This is a genomic window from Methylobacterium sp. 1973 (assembly GCF_040545035.1).
GTDB classification, from domain to species: domain Bacteria; phylum Pseudomonadota; class Alphaproteobacteria; order Rhizobiales; family Beijerinckiaceae; genus Methylobacterium; species Methylobacterium fujisawaense.
Genome location: NZ_JBEPLA010000001.1, coordinates 81,614 through 101,422, shown reverse-complemented (window position 1 = coordinate 101,422; position 19,809 = coordinate 81,614). Strand labels below are relative to the sequence as shown.

Below are 19,809 nucleotides of genomic sequence, written 5' to 3'. Positions count from 1 at the left end.
CGGCGTGCCAGACAGGGACCAAGGTCATGGCGAAGGACGCGGCCGCAAAGGCCAAGGGGACCGAGCACCCCGATTACCACTTCATCAAGGTCGTGATGACGGACGGTACCGAGTACCAGACCCGTTCGACCTACGGGAAGGAGGGCGACACCCTCAATCTCGACATCGATCCGCTGACCCATCCGGCCTGGACCGGCGGTGAGCAGAAGATGCTCGATCGCGGCGGCCGGGTGTCGCGCTTCAACTCGCGCTTCGGCAATCTCGGCAAGCGCTGAGTCCCGAACACCTCGCTCACGCGAATCGCGCAATCAGGCGGGCGGTCTCGTTTCGGGGCCGCCCGTTTTCGTGCGCGCTGCCCAGCGCACGTCCTCGCACAGCGGGGCGCATGGTCCTGTCCGGCGGATGGTCTTCAGTTCGGAGTGGAGACTTCTCGCGCAAGTTGTTTTTGGACTTAGACTTAAGAATTATTGATTTTTTGCGGAGAAAAACATAGGGAGATCGAGCGCGATCTGACCAGAGGCAGCGCGGCTGCCGTCGCGGGCGGGGTTTCTGCGTCAGGGAACGGTTGCAACGATGAGTGGGGCTCCGTCGATAGAGCATGTCGACCGCGCAAACGTCGACCGGACTCTCTCGATCGAGCGCCGCGAGCCGCGGGCGGCACGTTACGGCTACGCCATCGCGATTGCCGCGGTGCTCTGCGCGCTGGCTGCGCGTGCGGCGCTTCCGCCCGGCCTTCCGTTCATCACCTTCTATCCCGCGGTCATCCTCACCGCCTATTTCTGCGGTCTCGGTCCGGCACTCGTCTGCACGATCCTATCGGGCGTGGCCGTGTGGTACGCCGTGCTGCCGTCGAACCTTCCAGCCACGGGCGCATCGTCGGCCGCCATCGCCCTGATCCTGTTCGGGATCGTCGTGGGCATCAACCTGATCCTCATCGAGAGGATGCGGCGGGCCTCGGACGCCAACGCGGCGTTGGCGCAATCCACGCGGCGGCTCATGGTCGAGCTCCAGCGTGAGACCAGCCTGCGCATGGCCAACGAGCAGCTCGCCGAGAAGACGCTGCTTCTCGATCTCGCCCTGCAGGCCGCCGATGCCGGAACCTGGCGCTACTGTGTCCGGACGGGGCGCGCCCAGCTCTCGGAGCAGATGGCGCGTCACCACGGCTTCGGCGACCAGCCCATCGAGATCGACGTCGAGCGCGACTGGCGACCGCGTATCCATCCCGACGATGCCGAGCGGACCTTGCGGGATCTCGGGGCGGCCATTGCCGGGCGAACGAAAGTCGTCACGGATTTCCGCGTTCTCCTGCCGGATGGCCGGGTGCGCTGGATCACCGGCCTCGGGCAGGTGGAGACCGACGCGGCCGGTGCCGTCACCGCGGTCGTCGGTCTCAGCCTGGACATCACCGCCCGTAAGGAGGCCGAGGCGAAGATCGCCCACATGGCGTGCCACGATCCCCTGACCGGGCTCGCCAATCGAACGCTGTTCCACGACCGTCTGGACGCGGAGATTGCCCGTGTCCGCCGGCACGGCGCCACCTTCGCGCTGTTCTGCCTGGACATCGACCGCTTCAAGGCCGTGAACGACACCCACGGCCACTCGGTCGGCGACGCGCTGCTCCGGATCGTCGCAGCCCGACTTCAGGCCGTCATCCGCACGGAAGACATGCTGGCGCGGATCGGGGGCGACGAGTTCGTGATCATCCAGACCGAGGCCGAGCAGCCCGAGAGCGCTTCCGCCCTCGCCGAGCGCCTGATCGGCACCGTGGAGCAGCCGATCGAGCTCGAGGGGCATACCCTCTCGGTGAGCCTCAGCGTCGGGATCGCCCTGGCGCCCGCCGACGGCCACGATCCGCTGAGCCTCTACAACAGCGCGGACCGCGCCCTGTACCGTGCGAAGGCCCAGGGCCGGAACACCTTCCGATTCGCGGGCTGAGGCCTCAGGCGATCAGCCCTCGGCCATCCGGAACGCCATCCGCAGCAGGCCCTGCTGCTGGGCCACCGGGCTCTCGACGGGGACCGGGGTCGGCCGGTCCTCGGCGATCAGCGCGTCGAGGTGCAGGATGCGGCTGTGCAGGCGCCGGGCGCGCACGATCAGCTGCTGGAGACGCATCGGCAGCAGGTTGAAATCCTGCTGCTTCGGCGGCTCCGCCGTGCCGAGCTTGACCCGGTGCTTCTCCTGAAGGGCTTCCGCCGGGGTCATCTCGCCTTCAGCGACCGCGCGCTGCACCAAGAGCCACGAGGCGATCTGCATCAGCAGCGTGGTCAGGCGCATGCTCTCGGCCGCGTAGCTGAGGGTCGCGTCGCGGGAGACCAGACGCGACTCGTCGCGGCCTTCGCCGTCGAGATAGGCGGCGGTCTCCTCGACCAGGGTCATCCCGTCGCGGAACAGCGCCTTGAAGGCGTCCGAGTTGACGTAGGACCTGCCGAAATCGATCCAGTCCTGATCGTCCCGAAACGTGACATCGAAGCCGTTCATCTGCCTCTCCTGTGCCGTCCGACGGCCCGGCTCGTTCCGATCCGGGACGCTCCGTCCTTGGCTTTCGGACGACACCGCAATCCTAGCGCCGATTGGCCCGAACAGCAGGGTTCATGTTTTTTTAACCTTAACCCGCCGTCCGATGCCTGGAGAAGGGTTGGGAGAAGGGTTTCGGGTCCGGCGGCGGAGAACGCCTCAGAACGCGGCCCGGATCCCTCCGAAGACGCTGCGGCCGCTGCCGGGATAGAACGCCGCCAGCGCGCCCGCTCCGCCGGCCGTCGCGGCGGCGTTGGCGACCACGGCGATGTCCGAGACGTAGCGGGCATTCGTGAGATTGCGGGCATCCACGAACAGGGCGACGCCGTCGGCGAAATCGATGCCGGCCTCGACGCCGAGCAGGACGTAGCCCGGCACCCGCAAGGTGTTGGCGTGATCCGCGAAGGCGCCCTGCGGGACCCAGTCGAGCGACGGTGCGACGTGGAAGCCGCTCGGGTGCCGGTAGCTCAGGACCGTCCGCAGCACGTCCGCCGGGATCCCGGCGATGCGGTTGTTGCCGAAGACCGGGTCGCCGACGAACCGGAAGTCGTTGTGGGTCCAGATCTGGGTCAGGCTGACCCCGTCGCCGGTCCCGGCGAGATCGCGGACGAGGTCCAGGGTGACGGCCGCCTCGACGCCCTGGTGGACGGAGCGGGGCGTGTTGAAGGTGGCGGCCGGAATGTTGAGGCCGGGATTGGTCGCGAAGTTGATCAGCTCGTCGCGCAGGTCCGACCGATAGAGCGTCACGTCGAAGGCGAGGCGGCCGAAGCGCCCGCGGGCGCCGGCCTCGTAGGTCCAGGCGCGCTGCGCCCGCAGGGGTACGAAGGTGGTGCTTAGGAGGTTCTGCTGAACGAGATCGGAGAAATCCGGCACGTCCCGGGACCGGACGACGTCGCCGAAGACCTGGATGTCGGGCCGCGGCTGCCACAGCAGGCCGACCTTCGGGTTGAGCCCCTCGTAGGTCACATCGGCGAAGCGCGGCCTCGGGTTGCCCGGCAGGCCGCCCTTGTCGCTGAAGGTCCGGTTCGACGAGAACGCCTTCGCGCCGGTCATCAGCGCCACGTCCGGCAGGAACCAGAAGCGGTTCTCGCCATAGGCCTCGACGCTCGACGCGCTTTGGAGGGAATTCAGCGTCTGCGCCCCCCGCTGTCCGCGGACATTGACGAATTGCAGCGCGGAGTTCTGGCCCGCGAAGGTGCGCAGCCCGAGGACGACGTCGTCGCGGAAGCCGCCGAGATCGAAGGTCCCGGCCCAGTGCGGGCTGATCCCGTAGGTCCAGCCATCCTGGTCGATCGCCTGGAAGATCGGATGGTACAGGCTCTTGTGGATCGCCCAGGTGTCGACGTCGAGCTTGCCCACGTCGAGGAGGAACGAGGTGCGGTTCGCGATGCGCTCCGTCTCGACCTTGCGGGACTGGTTGCCCGAGATGGCGGCGGGATTGGCCAGCGTCGGCGTCGTGAGGCTCTGGCCGAGGGTCAGGGTGCCCGGGAGCTTCTGGTCGGTGAGATAGGTGCCGAGATAGAAGCGGGTCTCGATGTCGGGGGCGATCCGGTAGCCGATATTGACGTTGAAGTTCTTCGTGGCCTGCGCCTCGTGGGCACGGAACCCGTCGGAATTGGTCAGCGTCGCGTTGACCAGCACGTCGAGCGGCCCGTCGATGCGGGACATCTGGGCCTGCTCGCGGATCGTGCCGAAGCTGCCGCCATCGACCCGCAGGATGTTGGGCGCCAGCGCCGTGTAGGCCGTGGGCGTCACGACGTTGACGGCGCCGCCCAGGGTCGTTGCCCCGAAGGTGAGGGCGTTGCCACCCTTGTAGACCTCCACCGAGCGCAGGGCGAGCGGATCGACCTGATAGAAGTCGCCGCTCCCGTCCGCGAGGTTGAGCGGGATCCCGTCCTGCAGCAGCTCGATGCCGCGCAGGTGAAAGGCGCGGGCGATGCCGGAGCCGCGGACCGACAGGCGCAGCTCCTGCCCGTAGCGCTCCTGCACGTAGACGCCCGGCACGTCCTTGAGCACGTCGCGGAGCGTGTTGGCATAGCGGTCCTGGAGCGTCGCGGCGTCGACGAAGGCCACGGACCCGACGGTTCCCGCGAGGGCGGCCCGCTGGCGGTCGACGCTCGGCACCGAGAGCGAGCCGCGGGTCTCGCCCGACGGAGCGTCCGTCGCGGCGGCGCCGACGACGCTGAGTTCGGACAGGGTGACCGAGGCGGCCGATGACTGAGGTTGCGCTGCGGCCGACGTCGCGCAGGCGGAGAGCAGGAGCGCGGCGCGTCGGCCGGCCCGGAACAGGCGGGGCATGGGGCAGAATCCGTGTCTGATGATCGGGGGCGGGCGGCGATCGGTCAGACGACGGGTGGGGCGCGGGCTCCGAGACCGGGACGTGGCGGCGCCCGCGGGAAAGCGACGCGCTGCGGCCGCGGGCCGGCGGCCGCGACCGGACGGGCGAGGGGGACGGCCGTCACGGTCGAGGGCGCGGGGAGGGTGGCTGGCCCCGCCGCGTGACAGGCGACGCAGCAATCCCCGTGGTGATGAGCCGGCAACTGCTTGCCGGCCGGTGCCCGATCTGTTTGGCCGCCATCGTCGAGGCACAGGATATGGTCCGGTCCCGCATTGGCCGAGGCGATCCCGCCGAGGATGCCCTGCAGCGCCAGGGCGTAGAGGGCGAGGAACGCCACGACCCGAGCGCATGCACGGACCGACCGTGCGGGAACGTCCCGACGATCCGCGCGGCCGCGCAGGCCGGGCGCTGTGGCGGCCCGGCCTCGTGGGTTCTCCCTTCTCACGTCGGTCGCCCGGCGGCCGATGCTCCCTGTCGGGCGGCTAGTGCTGGTGCTGATGCTGGCCGCTCGGCGCGCCCGCGCCGATCGGGGCCACCGTGAAGGTCACCGGCACGGCGCCCGCCCGCTGGAAGGTGAGCGTCCCCGCGACGGTCTCGCCGGCCTTCGGCGCGCCGGTGAGACCCTCGAACATCAGGTGGTAGCCGCCGGGCTTGAGCTCCACGGTCTCGCCGGGCTTGATCGTCAGGCCGTCCGAGACCGGTGCCATCTTCATGACGCCGCCCTCCATCGACATGGAGTGGATGTCGCTGCTCTTGGCAAAGGGCACCGTCGCGCCCGTGAGCGTGTCGGGCGTGCTCCCGGTATTGGTGATGCGCACATACCCGCCCGCGACCTTGGCGCCGTTCGGCGTGGCGCGCAGCCACGGCGTCTCGATCGTCAGGTCCCCGGCCTTCACGGTCGAGCCGGCGGCGGGCGTCGCCGCGGCCGGTGCGCCGCCGGCCTGAGCCACCTGGACGATCCGGAAGGACGGTGCCGCCGCCTTCAGGTCATGGGCGTCCTGGCCGGCCTTGGGGATCTCCGACCAGGAATAGCCGCCCTCCGAGCAATCCTGCTGGACCGGGACGTAGACGGTCGCGCCGGGCTCGAAGGTGTCGGCCACCTGCGCCAGGAACGTGAACTCGTCGACCTGGTCGTCCGGCAGGGAGCCGCCGCTCCAGGTGATCGCCGTCACGCCCTCAGAGGCCGTGCCGTGATGGGTCGCGTAGGTCTTGGCGTAGGGGCCGCGCGTCGTGGCGAGGGTCCAGCCGGGCTTCGGCATCGGCTTGGCGCCGACGAGGCCCTCCGGGATGCTGACGCTCACGCGGGTGGTCGGCTTGCCGTTGCAGCCGTGCATGATCTGGACGACGCCGCGATACGCGGCGCCGGGGGCGGCCTGCTTGCGTTCCAGCACTGCGTGAGCCTGCGCCGCGGAAGCGAGCAGCCCGAGGCCGAGGGCGGCCGAGACAAGGGTCTTCATGGGAGTTTATCCGTCCTGAGGGATCCGAGAGGTGGTGATCGCTCAGGCGGTCGGCGGCCCCCGGGGGGAGGCAATTGTCCCGGGCGGGGCGCGGGCACCGACGCTGCCGGTGAGGGGCCAGGCCGGATGAAGATCCGCGGCCGCGGCCCACCGGAGTGCGGTCACGGCCGGTCGCGGCGGAAGCGCCGGCCCGGTGGCCTGGGCCGCCGTGCAGCAATCGGCATGGCTGTGAGGAACGGGCGCTTCCGGTATGGCCGCCGGGTCGGAATGCTGCGCGCAGAGGCCGTCGGTCGTCGCCGGCCACGGCATCAGGCCGCCGAGGAAGGCCTGGAGCAGCAGGGCGTAGAGCGCCAGCACGGCGATCACGGCCCGCAGGGCCGGCCCGACACGTCGATCCGAAAGGGCCTCGCCCGTATCCATGCTGCTCCCGCGCACCGTCCGAACCGGACCGCTATGGCATCCCTGCCACACCGGGCGGCCTTAGGCTGTTGCCAGGGTGCCGCACCGGGACGCTGCGTGCGCTGGCGCACGGCGATGCCACATTCCGGCCCCTTCGATAGGGAGTCTTAACGCCATCCCGACACCGTGGCGCACGAGACAATCCGCTCCCGTCACGATCTGACGAACCCCGGACCAGAGCCAGCGACCGATGCGCAAGAAGGCACAAAACCGGTTCACCGCAATCCTGAGCGTCGCCGCTTTCGGCGCGCTGGGCTTCGGCGCCGCCCAAGCCCGCGATCAGGGCAACTATGCCCAGGCCGAATGGGCGCAGGACTACGCTTCACCCGCCGGTATGCAGGTGCAGCGCGAGACGGTTCCGATCCTCTCGCCGCAGACCGTGACGTCCACCGAGCAGATGGTGGAGCGCTACAAGGACATCGTCGCCCGCGGCGGCTGGCGTCAGGTTTCCGGCGCCGACCATCTGCGGGTCGGCTCGCGCGGCCCGGCCGTGGCGGCCATCCGCCAGCGCCTGATCGTCACCGGCGACCTCGATCCGGCCGCCGGTGGCTCGGGCGTGTACGATTCGTACGTCGCCGCGGGCGTGAAGCGGTTCCAGGCTCGTCACGGCCTCAGCCAGACCGGCGCGATGACGATGGCCACCCAGCAGGCCATGAACGTCCCGGCCGAGGTGCGCCTCCGCCAGCTCGAGATCAACGTCGTGCGCCTGCGCTCCTACTCGGGCGATCTCGGCCGGCGCTTCGTGATCACCAACATCCCGGCCGCGCTCGTCGAGACGGTCGAGAACGGTCAGGTCGTGACGCTCCACGCCGCAGGCGTCGGTAAGATCGACCGCCAGTCGCCGATCATGAACACCAAGGCGACGCAGATCAATTTCAACCCGACCTGGACGGTCCCGGCTTCCATCGTGAAGAAGGACCTGATCCCGAAGATGCAGAAGGATCCGAACTACCTCACGGACAACAAGATCCGGATCCTGTCGAACGGCTCCGAGATCTCGCCGAAGTCGGTGAACTGGTTCTCGGATGAGGGCACCCGCTACACCTACCGGCAGGATTCGGGCGCCGACTTCAACTCGATGGGCATCGTCCGCATCAACATCCCGAACCCCTACGGCGTGTTCATGCACGACACGAACACCAAGGGCGTGTTCGGCGACGACTTCCGCTTCATCTCCTCGGGCTGCGTGCGTGTGCAGAACGTGCGCGAGTACATCACGTGGCTGCTGAAGGACACGCCCGGCTGGGACCGCCAGAAGGTCGAGGAGGCGATCGAGAGCGGCAAGCGCGTCGACGCCAACATCGCCCAGCCGGTGCCGGTCTACTGGACCTACATCACCGCCTGGTCGACCCCGGACGGCATCGTCCAGTTCCGCGACGACATCTACAAGCGCGACGGCGTGAACGTCCCCTCGACCATCGGCGCACCGACCCCGGTCGCCAGCGCCGAGCCGATGCCGCAGACCTTCGAGCCCGGCGACGAAGAATAGTCGTTCCGCGGGCGCCGGCCGCCTCCGGCGGCGCCCGCCCATCGAACCCGATCCGAGGCCCGCACCTCCGCCGAGGCGCGGGCCTCGTGCGTTCGGGGCCGCTTCTGTCATCCGGAAGTCAAACGCGTCTGCTTGGCCGCGGGTCGCTACGTCCAGGATGCCGGTTGCCGGCCTCCCGCGAGACGACGCGCCGCGAAGCCGTGCAGGAGCCATCCATGTCGCGCGATACTCAACTCGGAGGCCTGACCCGCCGGAGCACCATGGCGGGCGCCGCCGCCCTGGGCCTCGTCGCGGGCCGGGCCGGCGCGCAGGAGACCGCCGAGGCCACCGGGATCGTCTCCGCGCGCGATGCGGCCGGCGGGGACCCGGCTCCGTTGCCGGGTGTGCTGGTGTCCAACGGTCGCGAGGTCGTGCGCACGGACGATCAGGGCCGCTACCGCCTGCCGATGTCGGGCGACGGGGCGGTCTTCGTGATCAAGCCGCCGGGCTACGCCCTGCCGCGCGACGCCGACAACGTGCCGCGCCATTCCTACATCCACCAGCCCGGGGGCACGCCCGCCGAGCTGGGCCTGCGCTATCGCGGGCTCGCGCCCACCGGGCCGCTCCCGGCCTCGATCGACTTCACCCTGACCCGCGTGGACGAGACGACGGACTTCGACGTCGTGCTGTTCACCGATCCCCAGCCCGAGAGCCGGTTCGAACTCGACCATGTGCGGGACACGGCGGTCGCCCGCGCCATGGCGATCCCGGCGGCCTTCGGCCTGACCACCGGCGACGTGCTGTTCGACGACCTGTCGCTCTACGGGCGGTCCAACCGCATCGTCGGGCGGATCGGTCTGCCCTGGTACAATCTGCCGGGCAATCACGACCTCAACATGCAGGCGCCGGACGCGCGCTACAGCCGCGAGACGTGGAAGCGGGTGTTCGGCGCGCCGACCTACGCGTTCCGGCACGGCCGGGCGTGGTTCGTGATGCTCGACAACGTCGAGTGGCTCGGGCCGCCCGTGCCGGTGGGCGCCAACACCTATCGAGGCCGGATCGGCGAACGCAGCCTCACCTTCCTGCGCAACCTCCTGGCCGAGATGCCCCGGGACGACCTGATCGTGCTGGCCATGCACATTCCGCTGCACACCGACACCGCGCCGGACGATCCGCGCAACACCACCACCGACCGCGCCGCGCTCCTCGAGCTGCTCGCCGGCCGCAAGGTTCTGAGCCTCGCCGGCCATACCCACACGACCGAGCACCATTACCTCGCCGACGGGCACCACCATCACGTGCTGACCGCCGTCTCGGGTTCGTGGTGGAGCGGTCCCGACGCCCGCACCGGCATCCCCTCCGCCGACAGCCGCGACGGCACGCCCAACGGGTTCCACGTCCTGTCGATCCGCGGCGCCGACTACACGTCGCGCTACGTCGCCGCGCAGGGTCAGCCGGACGAGACCATGCGGATCCTGTTCGAAAGCGAGTTGCGGGCCGGCGCGCCGGAGGTGGTGCGCTGGACCCGGCCCGTGCAGGGCCTCCGGCCGCCGGTGCCGCAGGACGCGCTCCCCGACACGACCCTGGTGGTGAACGTGTTCGACGGCGGCCCGCGTACGCACCTCGCGTTCCGGATCGGCGAGGCGCCGGCCCGACCGATGGCGCGCACCCGCCGCCTCGACCCGTTCGTCACCGAGCTCTACGAGCGCTACCCGGAGACCAAGAAAAGCTGGGTGAAGGCGACGCCCTCGACCCACATCTGGACGGCGCGGCTTCCGGACGATCTCGCCCCGGGGGCCCACCGGGTAATCGTGGAGGGGACGGACGAGTACGGCCGCCCGATCCGCGGCTGCACGGTGCTGGAAATCACCGGCGAGCGCAGCCGCGGCTGAATCCGGGCGCCGCGTGCTCGGCGGCGCCCGTGCGGGTCACGCTGCCAGCTGGCGGGCGCCGTGGCCACCCTCCTGGATCTCCTCGATGACCTTCGCGCAGAAGGCGTCGAGGTCGCCCGGGTTGCGGCTGGTGACGATGCCGTGATCGGTCACGACTTCCTTGTCGTGCCAGCGGCCGCCGGCATTGATCACGTCGGTCCGGATCGAGCTGAACGAGGTCAGATCGCGGCCCTTGGCCGCGCCGGTCTCGATCAGCAGCCACGGGGCGTGGCAGATCGCGGCCACGACCTTGCCGGATGTGAGGAAGCTCCTGATCACGTCGAGCGCCCGGGGCTCCAACCGGAGCTTGTCCGGGTTGATCTGACCACCCGGCAGGACCAGGGCGTCATAGGATGCGGGATCGACCTGCTCCAGATCGGTATCGACCGCGACCTCCTTGCCCCAGTCGGTCTTGTCCCAGCCGCGGATCGTACCCTTGCTCTGGCGCGATTGCGGGGCGGCGACGGTCACGGTGGCGCCGGCCTGGGCCAGCTTGGCCTGCGGGACGGTCAATTCGCTCTCCTCGAAGCCGTCGGTGGCGAGGATCAGGATCTTGGCTTGGCGGATGTCGGGCATGGCGGGTGTCCTCTTTGGGGATCTGCCCGGCTAACGGAGGGTCGTTCGCCCTGTTCCTGCGGCCCTCGGCCGCCCGGCCGCGTCCCAAACCGGATGTCGGTGCGGTCAACGGAACTCCCGCGAGGGCGACCCGTTGGTCACCACCCCAACCGCCAGGAGTCGCGTCATGGCCAATCCCGGTCTTCCCGAGCCCACGCCCGGCGACCTGCCGCCGCCCCCGCCGGCGCCCGATGAGGAGCCCGATATCGGTCCGACCGGTCCGCGCACGCCTTATCCGGTGAACGATCCGGGGATCGGAGAGCCCGGCGGCCCGGGCTCCGAACCCGATGTCTTCCCGGGCACGCCGACCGATCCCGGCACCCGCATGTGAAATGCTGTCAGTGACCGCCGTGCGAGGTTCGCACGTCGCGCGGCGCGCTGAGGATTTCGGAGAGGCTCGTCACCACGTGGCGGGCCTCTTCGTCCGTGAGGCGAAGCTGGAAGGGCGGTAGCGCGCCGGCCTGGAGGGCGACCACGGCCTGGCCTTCGTCATCGGTGCCGATCTCGATCGCGGACGACGTCACGTCGAGCATGGCGACCTCTTCGTCGCCCATCTCGTCGGCCATGTCGGGCTCGTCCGTGTCGTCGATCGCCGTCAGAAGTTGCCCGACGGCGCGCACCAGTGCCCGGGCGGCGCGGGCATCCATCACCACTGCCGTCGCCTGATCGTCCTTCTGGAAGGACAGCTGGATGTTCGCACCGTCCAGCGAGACCGAGATGCCTGCCATGTATCGTCCAGAGCCACGCGCCTTAACTGCTTGAGCGCATTCCGTATATGCATCGTGAACGCCCGGAATCACAGGGGGCGGGGCCTCTCGGCCGCCTCCCGATCCCGGCCTGCGACGCAGATGATACGCCGCTCATGCCTTGTTGCGGCCGCAGCCTGCGCTTAAATACGTCCTCGGGGGGCTTTTCCACCGAGGCTGACGCTGCTCAAGGTTCAGCGACTCGCGCCCCGCCGCACTGGCCAAATCCAGAAAGACCGTGGTGCATCACGCGGCCCTCGTGCCGCGCCGATGGCCTATGGACGAACGAGGTACACTACGTGAATACCGGCACTGTAAAGTGGTTCAATGAGACCAAGGGCTACGGTTTCATCCAGCCCGACGATGGCGGCAAGGACGTGTTCGTCCACATCTCGGCAGTCGAGCGCGCCGGGATGCGCAACCTGATCGAAGGCCAGCGGATCACTTACGAGATCCTCACGGACAAGCGCAGCGGCAAGGACGCCGCCGGCAACCTGCAGGCGGCCTGACCGTCGCAGGATTTGAAGGCGCCTCACGCGGCTTTCCTTGCGCCAGCCGGTACAGGTGAAAGGCGCGCATGACGCGCGAAGCGGCCGCCCGAAGCGGTTCCCCCTTCCGACGCTGCCATTCCGGGCAAGATCGCCCGGTCCGGGTCGCGTCGGAGGCAATATCCCAGAAACGACGCCGGACGGAGCCAACGTTCGGTCCAGAGAAGAAAAGACACAGATGTTGTTCGAGTTTACACGGCGCCGCGGCGTCCGTTCCCCCGTGACCGATGCGCCGACCTTCCGGGTGGGCAAGCTGGCCCGGGCCAAGACCGCGGAGCAGACCGGGGTCGATGTCAGCGACCTGATCGACCGATCCTACAATTACCATTCCCCGCGCGAGCTGCATTGGCATCTCGCCGAGCGCCTCGGGCTCGCGCCCGGCGCGGTGAAGCTTCGCGAGGCGGCGGCGGCCTGAGAGGCCGGACCGCCGGTCTGCGCAGGGCCTCGTCCTCAGACGTCCCAGGCGGACAGGACGGGGTCGCGCAGGCCGACCGGTGCCGCGAGCAGCTCGCCGTGCACCGGGTCGGGGCGGTTGTAGAGCGTCGCCGCCCCCCCGAAATCGCAGACCACGCCCCCTGCCTCACGCAGGACGAGGTCGGCCGCGGCAAGGTCCCAATCGCGGGCATTGCCGGAAATCATCCCGATATCGACCGTTCCGTCCGCCACGCGGGCGAGCCGTAGGGCGAGAGACGGGATCCGCGCGATCACCTCGAAATCCGGTTCCATACCGGCGCCGCGGGTCAGACGGTCGAGCATCGGCTTCGGGCCGGTGATGCGGGCGCCCGTCAGGTGCTGCCGTGCATCGACGCGGATCGGTTCGCCGTTCCGCGTCGCGCCGCGACCGCGCACCGCCTCGTAATCGGCGTTGCCCACCGGCGCGTGCACGAACCCGATCAGCGGTTCGCCGCCCGACAGGAGCGCAACCGCGATCGACCAATCCGGATGGCCCGACAGGAAGGCCCGCGTCCCGTCGATCGGATCGACGATCCAGACGAGGTCGTGGCCGAGGCGGGCCGGGTCGTCGGCCGTCTCCTCCGACAGCCACGCGGCGCGCGGCACGAGGGCGCTCAGGCGCACCTTCAGGAATGCATCCACCGCGACGTCCGCCTCGGTCACCGGCGAGCCGCCGGCCTTTGACCAGATGCGGGCCGAAGTCTGACCGCCGAGCCTGAAGAACGGCCGCGCGATGTCGGCCGCCTCGCGCATCACGGCGCGCAGCTCCGGCATGAGGGCGGATACGGCATCGTCGGTGAGAGAGTCGGGCATCGCGCTCCGCGTGGAATCCGTGCGGCCCGCGAGGGCCTTGCTGTCCCGTCCGTCCGGTGACGCGGACGTCCGGGCCCGCCTGGGCTCACCCGCTCGGGCTGAGAAGACCCGGCACGGAGGATCGCGCGCCCGGTCGCCTCGTTGTACGGCGCCTCCCGCAGCGCCACAAGGATGCTGGTTGATCGTTCGATAACGACCGGTCTGGGCAAGGAAATGTTGAGCATTCAAGGAAGCATTGAGCATTCCGCAAATGACAGCGCTGTCCAGATTCGCTTAACGACGGCTCTTAAGCGGTGCGGAGGAGTTCGGGTGCGATTTTGCTTGGCATAACGGACGGCCCGACAGGGACGGCCACTTGCTCCAGGGACTCGGACTGATGAACACTTCCCCGGCCACGGACAAAAGCCACGCAGGACACCCGATGCACGGTGCCGACACCGCGCCCCGTTTCGTCGCTTCGCCGCTTCCGGTGATCGGTCGCGGCGCGGGTGCGCGCCGCGCCGTCGGGATCGCGCTCGCCTATGCCACCGAGGATGCGGAGATCACCGGGGCCGACCGGTTCAGCCTGATCCTGGTGGATGCCGAAGGCGACGTGCTCCAGCGCCTCGGCAGCTTCGAGGAGGACGACGTCGTCGCCGTGTGGCGCGACATCGCGGCGCGGGCCGGACTGACGCGGATGATCGTCCGCGAGGACGGCCTCCTGGTCCCGGTCTCGCAGCAGATCGGCCGGCTGATTCTCGGCCAGGTCCGGATCCGCCGCCGTCATGCAGGCCTCGGCCGCCGCCGCCCGCGGTTCCTGGCCCGCCGCAAGACCGGCCGGCTGCCGGCGCGTCCGCAGATCTTCCGCGGCGAGAACGAGATCATCGCCCGCACCTGAGGGCGCCGACCGTTCTTAGACGAGATTGCGCAGCACGAGGTCGGCGGTGAGGCCGACGAACAGAAGCAGCCCGGCATCCCGGTTCGACCGGAACAGCGCCAGAGCCCCGCGCCCATCGCGTTCCCGCAGCGACAGGACCTGCCAGGCCAGGTGCCCGGCGAAGGCCGCGACGCCCAGATACCCGACGAATCCCGCACCGGCCCCGCGCGCCGCCAGCATCACGAAGGCAGCCGCCAGCGCGTAGCAGAGCCCGACGGCAAGACGCACATGCCGGCCGAACAGGCGCGCCGACGAGCGGATCCCCGCGATCTCGTCGTCCTCGATATCCTGCACCGCGTAGATCGTGTCGTATCCGATGATCCAGCACAGGGCGCCCGCGTAAAGCAGCAGCGCCGGCGGATCGAGGCGGGCGAACACGGCGGCCCAGCCCATCAGCGCTCCCCAGGCGAAGGCCAGGCCCAGAACCGCCTGCGGCATCGGCATGACCCGTTTCATGAACGGGTAGATCGCCACCGGCAGCAGCGAGCAGAGGCCGATGATCACCGCCTCGGCGTTGAACTGCAGCAGGACGGCCAGCCCGATCAGAGCCTGGATCACCAGGAAAAGGGCAGCATGGCGCGGACGGACCTGACCGGAGGGCAGGGGGCGCAGGCGCGTGCGCTCGACCTGCGCGTCGAGGTCGCGGTCGGCGATGTCGTTGTAGGTCGAGCCCGCCCCGCGCATCGCCACCGCGCCGATCAGGAACAGGAGGCAGTGCCAGGGATCGGGAAAGGCCTGATCCGCGGCGATCGCCGCCAGGGCGGCCGACCACCAGCAGGGCAGGAGGAGGAGCCACCAGCCGATCGGCCGATCGATCCGGGCGAGGCGCAGGTATGGACGCCAGGAACGGGGCGCCAGCCGGTCGACCCAGTGACCGGAGACGGCATCGGCTGGCCGCCCGTCGTCAAGCGCCGTCCCGTTCATCGGTCGGATCTCCGGTCGTGCCACACGTGCGTCCCCCATCGCTGCAGAGGGGGGACCCGCGCCGGATCCGTGATCCTCTCAGACGATCTTACAGAGCGCCCTGCGGCAGCTTGAAGCTGCCGGTCAAGCCCGGTCCGCCGAGCAGGCCGCCGCCACCGCCGCCGGCCTGGGCCTGGGCCTGGGCGCGGGCCTGCGCCTCCATCTTGGTCGCCTGAGCGGCGACGCTGCAGATCTTGGTGCGGATGCCGCTGACCTTCACGTGGTCGGCCTTGAAGCCTTCCGCGAAGGAATCCGGGATCGAGCACCATTCCTTGTTGGCGGCGATCCACTTGATGCCCTCGGTGCCGTTGGCCTGGAGCTTCCCGAACAGGGCGCAGGCCTCCTGCGGGGTCATCTTCTTCTTGGACTGCGACGCCGCATTGGCGCGGCCGACCAGTGCCTTGCGCTCGGCCAGGGTCTTCTGGATGGCGCCGCATTCCGGTGCCGCGCTCTGCGCGAACGCGGCGGTACCGAACACGACGGTGCCGACCAGCACCGCCGCCCCCAGCTTCAGACTCCCCTTCGCCATTCCGAGACTCCCTCGACGCCCCTGCCGAATCCGCGAGCGGCCGGCTTTCTTCCGTTCCCCTGGGTTCGCCATAGGATTGTGGCGTCAATCGAGCGGCAAACCGGCTGTGCCATGCACCGGTGGACTGGCTGCCGAAAACCGGGGCTCGTAACCATTCGGCAACACTTTCGGGCGCGCCCCCCGCGTTGACAGGCTCGCCGCCCCGCGCGACCACGCCGCCATGCCGGCCTATGACTTCACCGCCCCGCGCCTTCACGTCGCGGCCGATCTCGCCGCGGGCGTGATTCTCCCCCTCGATCGCGCCCAGGCCAACTACCTACTCAACGTGCTGCGCCGGGGGCCGGATGATCCAGTCCTGGTCTTCAATGGACGCGACGGCGAGTGGCGCGCGCATCTGGTCCAGACCGGGCGCAAGGGCGCCGACCTCCACGTCGCCGCACTGACGCGCGCCCAGACGAAGCCGGCCGACCTGCATTATCTCTTTGCCCCGCTGAAGAGCGCGCGCCTGGACTACCTCGCGCAGAAGGCGGTCGAGATGGGCGCCGGGACGATCCGCCCGGTCATCACCCGGTACACGCAGGGCGACCGAATCAACATGGACCGGTTGCGGGCCAATGCCGTCGAGGCGGCCGAGCAATGCGGCATCCTGACGATTCCCGATTGTCCCGACCCCGAGCGTCTCGCCCCGGCCCTGGCGGGGCTCGCCGCCGAGCGGCTCCTGGTGTTCTGCGACGAGGACGCGCCGGTGCGCGATCCCGTGCAGGCGCTGCGGGCGGCCGGCGATCCGCAGGTCCCGCCACCGCTCGCCGTGCTGGTCGGTCCGGAGGGCGGCTTCTCGGAGGAGGAGCGTGCGCTGATCCGGGCGCGGCCGAACACCGTCGCGCTCTCCCTGGGACCGCGCATCCTGCGGGCCGACACGGCCGCGGTCGCCGTGCTGGCCCTGGTGCAGGCGGTCCTCGGCGACGCGCGCTGAAGGCGGGCCGGCCCGATCCATGTGTGCCCGCGCACATGAAGGCGTCAGCCCGGACGATTGTTTCCCCGGATCGGACGTGAAGCGGCGCGCCGGCCGAGGCCGCCGCGTTGTGGGTTCCCGGCGGCTCGATTATGTCCCGGAACGGACGCCGCCTGCGCCGCGGGCTCATCGGGGTCGGGGGCGGGTGTCCGCCCGGAGCCCGCTCGCGAGAGCGGGTCGATACCGGGTGGATCCGCCGAAGCAGTTCGGCGCGCCCGTTCCAACGCATAAGTCAGACGCACGGGCAGGCAGCGCATGGCGCGCGACAGCAACGACACCACGCCGCTCACCACGCGCGCCGAACTGATCGAATGGTTCGCGGCGGGCGAGAAGCCGCGCGCCCGCTTCGCGATCGGCACCGAGCACGAGAAGATCCCGTTCTACCGGGAGAGCCGGGCGCCCGTCCCCTATGACGGGGATCGCGGCATCCGGGCCCTACTGGAGGGCCTTGCCCGCGAGACGGGCTGGGAGCCGATTGTCGATCTCGGCAACATCATCGGCCTGTCGGCGGAGGCGGGCGGTGCGATCTCGATCGAGCCCGGTGGCCAGTTCGAGCTGTCCGGCGCCGCGCTGCCCGACGTGCACGCCACCGCCGCGGAACTCGCCACGCATCTCGCCGCCACGAAGCGGGTGGCCGATCCTCTGGGAATCGGTTTCCTGACGCTGGGCATGAGTCCGAAATGGCGCCGGGACGAGACCCCGGTCATGCCCAAGAGCCGATACCGGATCATGGCCGGTTACATGCCGAAGGTCGGATCGCTCGGCCTCGACATGATGCTGCGCACCGCCACGGTGCAGGTGAACCTGGATTTCGCCTCCGAGGGCGACATGGTGCGCAAGATGCGCGCATCCCTGGCGCTGCAGCCGGTGGCCACCGCGCTCTTCGCCAACTCTCCCTTCACAGACGGCCGGCCGAACGGCTTCCTGTCGCGCCGGTCCGAGATCTGGCGCGACACCGATGCCGATCGGACGGGGATGCTGCCCTTCGCCTTCGATGCCGGGTTCGGTTACGAGGCCTATGTCGATTGGCTGCTCGACATGCCGATGTACTTCGTCAAGCGGGGCGACACCTACCACGACGTGTCGGGCGCCTCGTTCCGTGACCTGATGGCCGGCAAGCTGCCGCAGCTGCCCGGCGAGTTCGCGACGGTCTCGGACTGGGCCAATCACGCCTCCACCGCCTTCCCCGAGGTCCGGCTGAAGCGTTTCCTGGAGATGCGCGGCGCCGATGTCGGCGACTCCGGCATGATCGCCGCCCAGGCCGCTTTCTGGGCGGGCCTCCTCTACGACGAGGCGGCCCTCGACGCGGCCCTCGACCTCGTGAAGGGGTGGAGCCCGGCCAATCGCGAGGCTGCGCGGGCCACCGCACCGCGCCTCGGGCTCGCGACTCCGGTGGCCAACACCACCCTCGGCGCGGTCGCCGCCGAGGCCCTGGCGATTGCCCGGTCGGGTCTGCGGGCACGGGGCCGCCGCGACGCCGAGGGGCGGGACGAGACCATCTACCTGCAGCCTCTCGAGGCCATCGTCGCGGCCGGCCGGACGCGGGCAGAGGATCTGCTCGCCGATTACGAGGGCCGCTGGGGCGCCTGCGTGCGGCCGGCCTTCGCCGAATGCGTCTTCTGACGCCTCTCTGATCGACCGACGCACCGGGCGCGAATCACGTCCAGAGCGTGCTATTGGAACGTTCCAGCAGGGCGTTTTGCCGCTGGAGGATCTTACCATGACCCGTGTCACCGCCGTCATCCTTCTGGCGATGGCTTCCTTGCCGGCGAGCGGGGGCGCAGGTCAGGCGGCCGATCTGGCACGGTTCGAGGCTCCAGGCTCGGCGCCGGGCCCCGGCCGCTGGCATTACGGGGCGGGTGGACGCATCGCCGGAACCGTGGCGGCCCGCGGGCGTCCGCAATACAGCTACTATGGCGAGTACGGTTATCCCGCACCCTTCGGTTACGGCTATGCCTACGCGCCGGTGCCGAGCCACGGCTTCGACTACGGCTATTCCGGTCCGCGCTATGTCTGGTCTGCACCAGACAGCTATTACGGGCCTGCCTTCGGTTATTACGAATGGTGAGCGGATCCGCTGGCTTCGCGGGCCGGCGATGCCTATGACGCGCCGGGTGCCGGTCGCTATGCCGGTCGCTATGCCGGTCGCTGCGCCGGTTCGGGAGCTTGCGGCGTGCGGGACGAAGATCCGGATTGCGTCGATCTCGACCTCAGCGGGCTGAAATGCCCCCTCCCGGTCCTGCGCACGCGCAAGGCCCTGCGAAGCCTTCCTGCCGGCCGCACGCTGGTGGTGACGTGCACGGATCCGCTGGCTGCCCTCGACATCCCGAATCTCGTGCGGGAGGAGGGCGCGCGCCTCGACGCTGTCGAGCGGCGCGCGGAACGCCTGCGCTTCCGCATCACCGTGTCCGCAAGGCCGCCGCATTCCTGAACGATCCGTGAGCCTTCCAGGGGCAAGGCAGGATCGGTATGGCACCGCGGATCGGGGGCGTGCGCCTCGTGCACGACGGTTGGGCGCGCTACCTCGTGGCCGAGGTGATGCAGGAGGACGGAACCCGCCTCACGCGGGAGATGGAGGATCACGGCCGGGCGGTCGCGGTGCTGCCTTACGATCCGGAGCGGCGGGTCGCCACGCTGGTCTCGCAGTTCCGGGCGCCGGTCCTCTACTCGGGGGGGCCGCCGAGCCATATCGAGGTCCCGGCCGGCCTCCTCGACGAGGGCGCCTCGGAGGACGAGGCACGGCGCGAGGCCCTGGAGGAGACGGGGTTGCGCCTGGGGTCGCTCGACTTCGTCGCCAGCGCCTGGTCGATGCCGGGCATCTCCACGGAGCGGATGGACCTGTTCCTCGCCGCCTACGGCGAGGCCGACCGGACCGGAAGCGGCGGCGGCCTCGCCGCGGAGGGCGAGGCCGTAGCGGTGCATGAGATCCCGCTGCCGGAGCTGGCCGCCATGGGCCGCCGCGGCACGATCACCGACATGAAATCGCTGACGCTGCTGTTCGCGCTCCAATTGCGGCGGCCGGACCTCTTCGAGGCGACGCGCTGAGA

The 19,809-nt window shown here is 69.8% G+C and carries 23 protein-coding genes; 13 read left to right on the top strand and 10 right to left on the bottom strand.

Annotated elements, in window-relative coordinates; translation table 11 throughout:
• The first annotated feature begins 26 nt into the window (after positions 1-26).
• Both rpmE and ABIC70_RS00505 read left to right on the top strand, forming a co-directional pair.
• On the top strand, positions 27-275 hold the full coding sequence (gene rpmE / locus ABIC70_RS00510) for a 50S ribosomal protein L31 (RefSeq protein WP_012322259.1): 249 nt from the start codon (positions 27-29) through the stop codon (positions 273-275).
• A gap of 298 nt (positions 276-573) precedes the next feature.
• Positions 574-1,935, top strand: a complete 1,362-nt coding sequence (locus ABIC70_RS00505; RefSeq protein WP_274926253.1) for a diguanylate cyclase domain-containing protein — start codon at positions 574-576, stop codon at positions 1,933-1,935.
• A 12-nt stretch (positions 1,936-1,947) separates the two neighbouring features.
• Here ABIC70_RS00505 and rcdA read toward each other — a convergent pair whose 3' ends face one another.
• The 5 genes from rcdA to ABIC70_RS00480 all read right to left on the bottom strand — a co-directional run bounded on the left by rcdA (position 1,948) and on the right by ABIC70_RS00480 (position 6,729).
• On the bottom strand, positions 1,948-2,478 hold the full coding sequence (rcdA, locus tag ABIC70_RS00500) for a protease adaptor protein RcdA (RefSeq protein ID WP_043353077.1): 531 nt from the start codon (positions 2,476-2,478) through the stop codon (positions 1,948-1,950).
• A gap of 195 nt (positions 2,479-2,673) precedes the next feature.
• Positions 2,674-4,812 carry a TonB-dependent receptor family protein gene (locus ABIC70_RS00495; protein ID WP_354438586.1) on the bottom strand — a complete coding sequence of 713 codons (2,139 nt, stop codon included), beginning with the start codon at positions 4,810-4,812 and terminating at the stop codon, positions 2,674-2,676.
• A 44-nt stretch (positions 4,813-4,856) separates the two neighbouring features.
• A complete protein-coding gene (locus ABIC70_RS00490) occupies positions 4,857-5,189 on the bottom strand; it encodes a DUF2946 family protein (protein WP_043353080.1) in 333 nt (110 codons plus the stop codon).
• A gap of 145 nt (positions 5,190-5,334) precedes the next feature.
• On the bottom strand, positions 5,335-6,309 hold the full coding sequence (locus ABIC70_RS00485) for a copper chaperone PCu(A)C domain-containing protein (RefSeq protein WP_354438584.1): 975 nt from the start codon (positions 6,307-6,309) through the stop codon (positions 5,335-5,337).
• A 42-nt stretch (positions 6,310-6,351) separates the two neighbouring features.
• Positions 6,352-6,729: a hypothetical protein gene (locus ABIC70_RS00480; RefSeq protein WP_354438583.1), complete on the bottom strand. Its 378-nt coding sequence runs from the start codon at positions 6,727-6,729 to the stop codon at positions 6,352-6,354.
• A gap of 229 nt (positions 6,730-6,958) precedes the next feature.
• Here ABIC70_RS00480 and ABIC70_RS00475 point away from each other — a divergent pair, with 229 nt between their 5' ends.
• Together ABIC70_RS00475 and ABIC70_RS00470 are read left to right on the top strand one after the other, a co-directional pair.
• Positions 6,959-8,257, top strand: coding sequence for a L,D-transpeptidase family protein (locus tag ABIC70_RS00475; protein ID WP_043760317.1), 1,299 nt, complete (start codon positions 6,959-6,961; stop codon positions 8,255-8,257).
• A gap of 215 nt (positions 8,258-8,472) precedes the next feature.
• The gene (locus ABIC70_RS00470) at positions 8,473-10,128 is read left to right on the top strand and encodes a calcineurin-like phosphoesterase C-terminal domain-containing protein (protein WP_354438581.1); all 1,656 of its coding nucleotides are present in this window, start codon (positions 8,473-8,475) and stop codon (positions 10,126-10,128) included.
• A 36-nt stretch (positions 10,129-10,164) separates the two neighbouring features.
• Here ABIC70_RS00470 and ABIC70_RS00465 read toward each other — a convergent pair whose 3' ends face one another.
• A complete protein-coding gene (locus ABIC70_RS00465; RefSeq protein ID WP_043382680.1) occupies positions 10,165-10,743 on the bottom strand; it encodes a type 1 glutamine amidotransferase domain-containing protein in 579 nt (192 codons plus the stop codon).
• A 166-nt stretch (positions 10,744-10,909) separates the two neighbouring features.
• On the opposite strand from ABIC70_RS00465, the gene ABIC70_RS00460 reads away from it, so the two are divergent.
• Complete coding sequence (locus ABIC70_RS00460) at positions 10,910-11,113, top strand: hypothetical protein (RefSeq protein ID WP_043353093.1); 204 nt, start codon at positions 10,910-10,912, stop codon at positions 11,111-11,113.
• A 7-nt stretch (positions 11,114-11,120) separates the two neighbouring features.
• Here ABIC70_RS00460 and ABIC70_RS00455 read toward each other — a convergent pair whose 3' ends face one another.
• Complete coding sequence (locus tag ABIC70_RS00455; RefSeq protein WP_043353095.1) at positions 11,121-11,510, bottom strand: hypothetical protein; 390 nt, start codon at positions 11,508-11,510, stop codon at positions 11,121-11,123.
• Positions 11,511-11,827: 317 nt separating this feature from the next.
• Between ABIC70_RS00455 and ABIC70_RS00450 the strand changes: the two genes are divergently transcribed.
• Complete coding sequence (locus ABIC70_RS00450) at positions 11,828-12,037, top strand: cold-shock protein (RefSeq protein ID WP_010682786.1); 210 nt, start codon at positions 11,828-11,830, stop codon at positions 12,035-12,037.
• Between the two features lie 217 nt (positions 12,038-12,254).
• Positions 12,255-12,491, top strand: a complete 237-nt coding sequence (locus ABIC70_RS00445) for a hypothetical protein (RefSeq protein ID WP_043353097.1) — start codon at positions 12,255-12,257, stop codon at positions 12,489-12,491.
• Between the two features lie 35 nt (positions 12,492-12,526).
• Here ABIC70_RS00445 and ABIC70_RS00440 read toward each other — a convergent pair whose 3' ends face one another.
• Positions 12,527-13,342: an inositol monophosphatase family protein gene (locus ABIC70_RS00440; protein WP_354438580.1), complete on the bottom strand. Its 816-nt coding sequence runs from the start codon at positions 13,340-13,342 to the stop codon at positions 12,527-12,529.
• 421 nt (positions 13,343-13,763) lie between these two features.
• Here ABIC70_RS00440 and ABIC70_RS00435 point away from each other — a divergent pair, with 421 nt between their 5' ends.
• Positions 13,764-14,219, top strand: coding sequence for a DUF6101 family protein (locus tag ABIC70_RS00435; protein WP_182591202.1), 456 nt, complete (start codon positions 13,764-13,766; stop codon positions 14,217-14,219).
• Positions 14,220-14,234: 15 nt separating this feature from the next.
• On the opposite strand, the gene ubiA is transcribed toward ABIC70_RS00435, so the two are convergent.
• Positions 14,235-15,182, bottom strand: coding sequence for a 4-hydroxybenzoate octaprenyltransferase (ubiA, locus tag ABIC70_RS00430; protein WP_043353102.1), 948 nt, complete (start codon positions 15,180-15,182; stop codon positions 14,235-14,237).
• Positions 15,183-15,270: 88 nt separating this feature from the next.
• Positions 15,271-15,750 (bottom strand): hypothetical protein, encoded by a 480-nt coding sequence (locus tag ABIC70_RS00425; RefSeq protein WP_043353104.1) that lies wholly within the window; start codon positions 15,748-15,750, stop codon positions 15,271-15,273.
• Between the two features lie 220 nt (positions 15,751-15,970).
• Between ABIC70_RS00425 and ABIC70_RS00420 the strand changes: the two genes are divergently transcribed.
• The 5 genes from ABIC70_RS00420 to ABIC70_RS00400 all read left to right on the top strand — a co-directional run bounded on the left by ABIC70_RS00420 (position 15,971) and on the right by ABIC70_RS00400 (position 19,807).
• The gene (locus tag ABIC70_RS00420) at positions 15,971-16,723 is read left to right on the top strand and encodes a 16S rRNA (uracil(1498)-N(3))-methyltransferase (protein WP_043382687.1); all 753 of its coding nucleotides are present in this window, start codon (positions 15,971-15,973) and stop codon (positions 16,721-16,723) included.
• Between the two features lie 294 nt (positions 16,724-17,017).
• Positions 17,018-18,385: a glutamate--cysteine ligase gene (locus ABIC70_RS00415; protein WP_354438577.1), complete on the top strand. Its 1,368-nt coding sequence runs from the start codon at positions 17,018-17,020 to the stop codon at positions 18,383-18,385.
• A 97-nt stretch (positions 18,386-18,482) separates the two neighbouring features.
• On the top strand, positions 18,483-18,830 hold the full coding sequence (locus tag ABIC70_RS00410; RefSeq protein ID WP_043382692.1) for a hypothetical protein: 348 nt from the start codon (positions 18,483-18,485) through the stop codon (positions 18,828-18,830).
• A gap of 105 nt (positions 18,831-18,935) precedes the next feature.
• A complete protein-coding gene (locus tag ABIC70_RS00405; RefSeq protein ID WP_043353112.1) occupies positions 18,936-19,193 on the top strand; it encodes a sulfurtransferase TusA family protein in 258 nt (85 codons plus the stop codon).
• Positions 19,194-19,231: 38 nt separating this feature from the next.
• Positions 19,232-19,807, top strand: coding sequence for an NUDIX domain-containing protein (locus ABIC70_RS00400; protein ID WP_043353113.1), 576 nt, complete (start codon positions 19,232-19,234; stop codon positions 19,805-19,807).
• Positions 19,808-19,809: the final 2 nt, after the last annotated feature.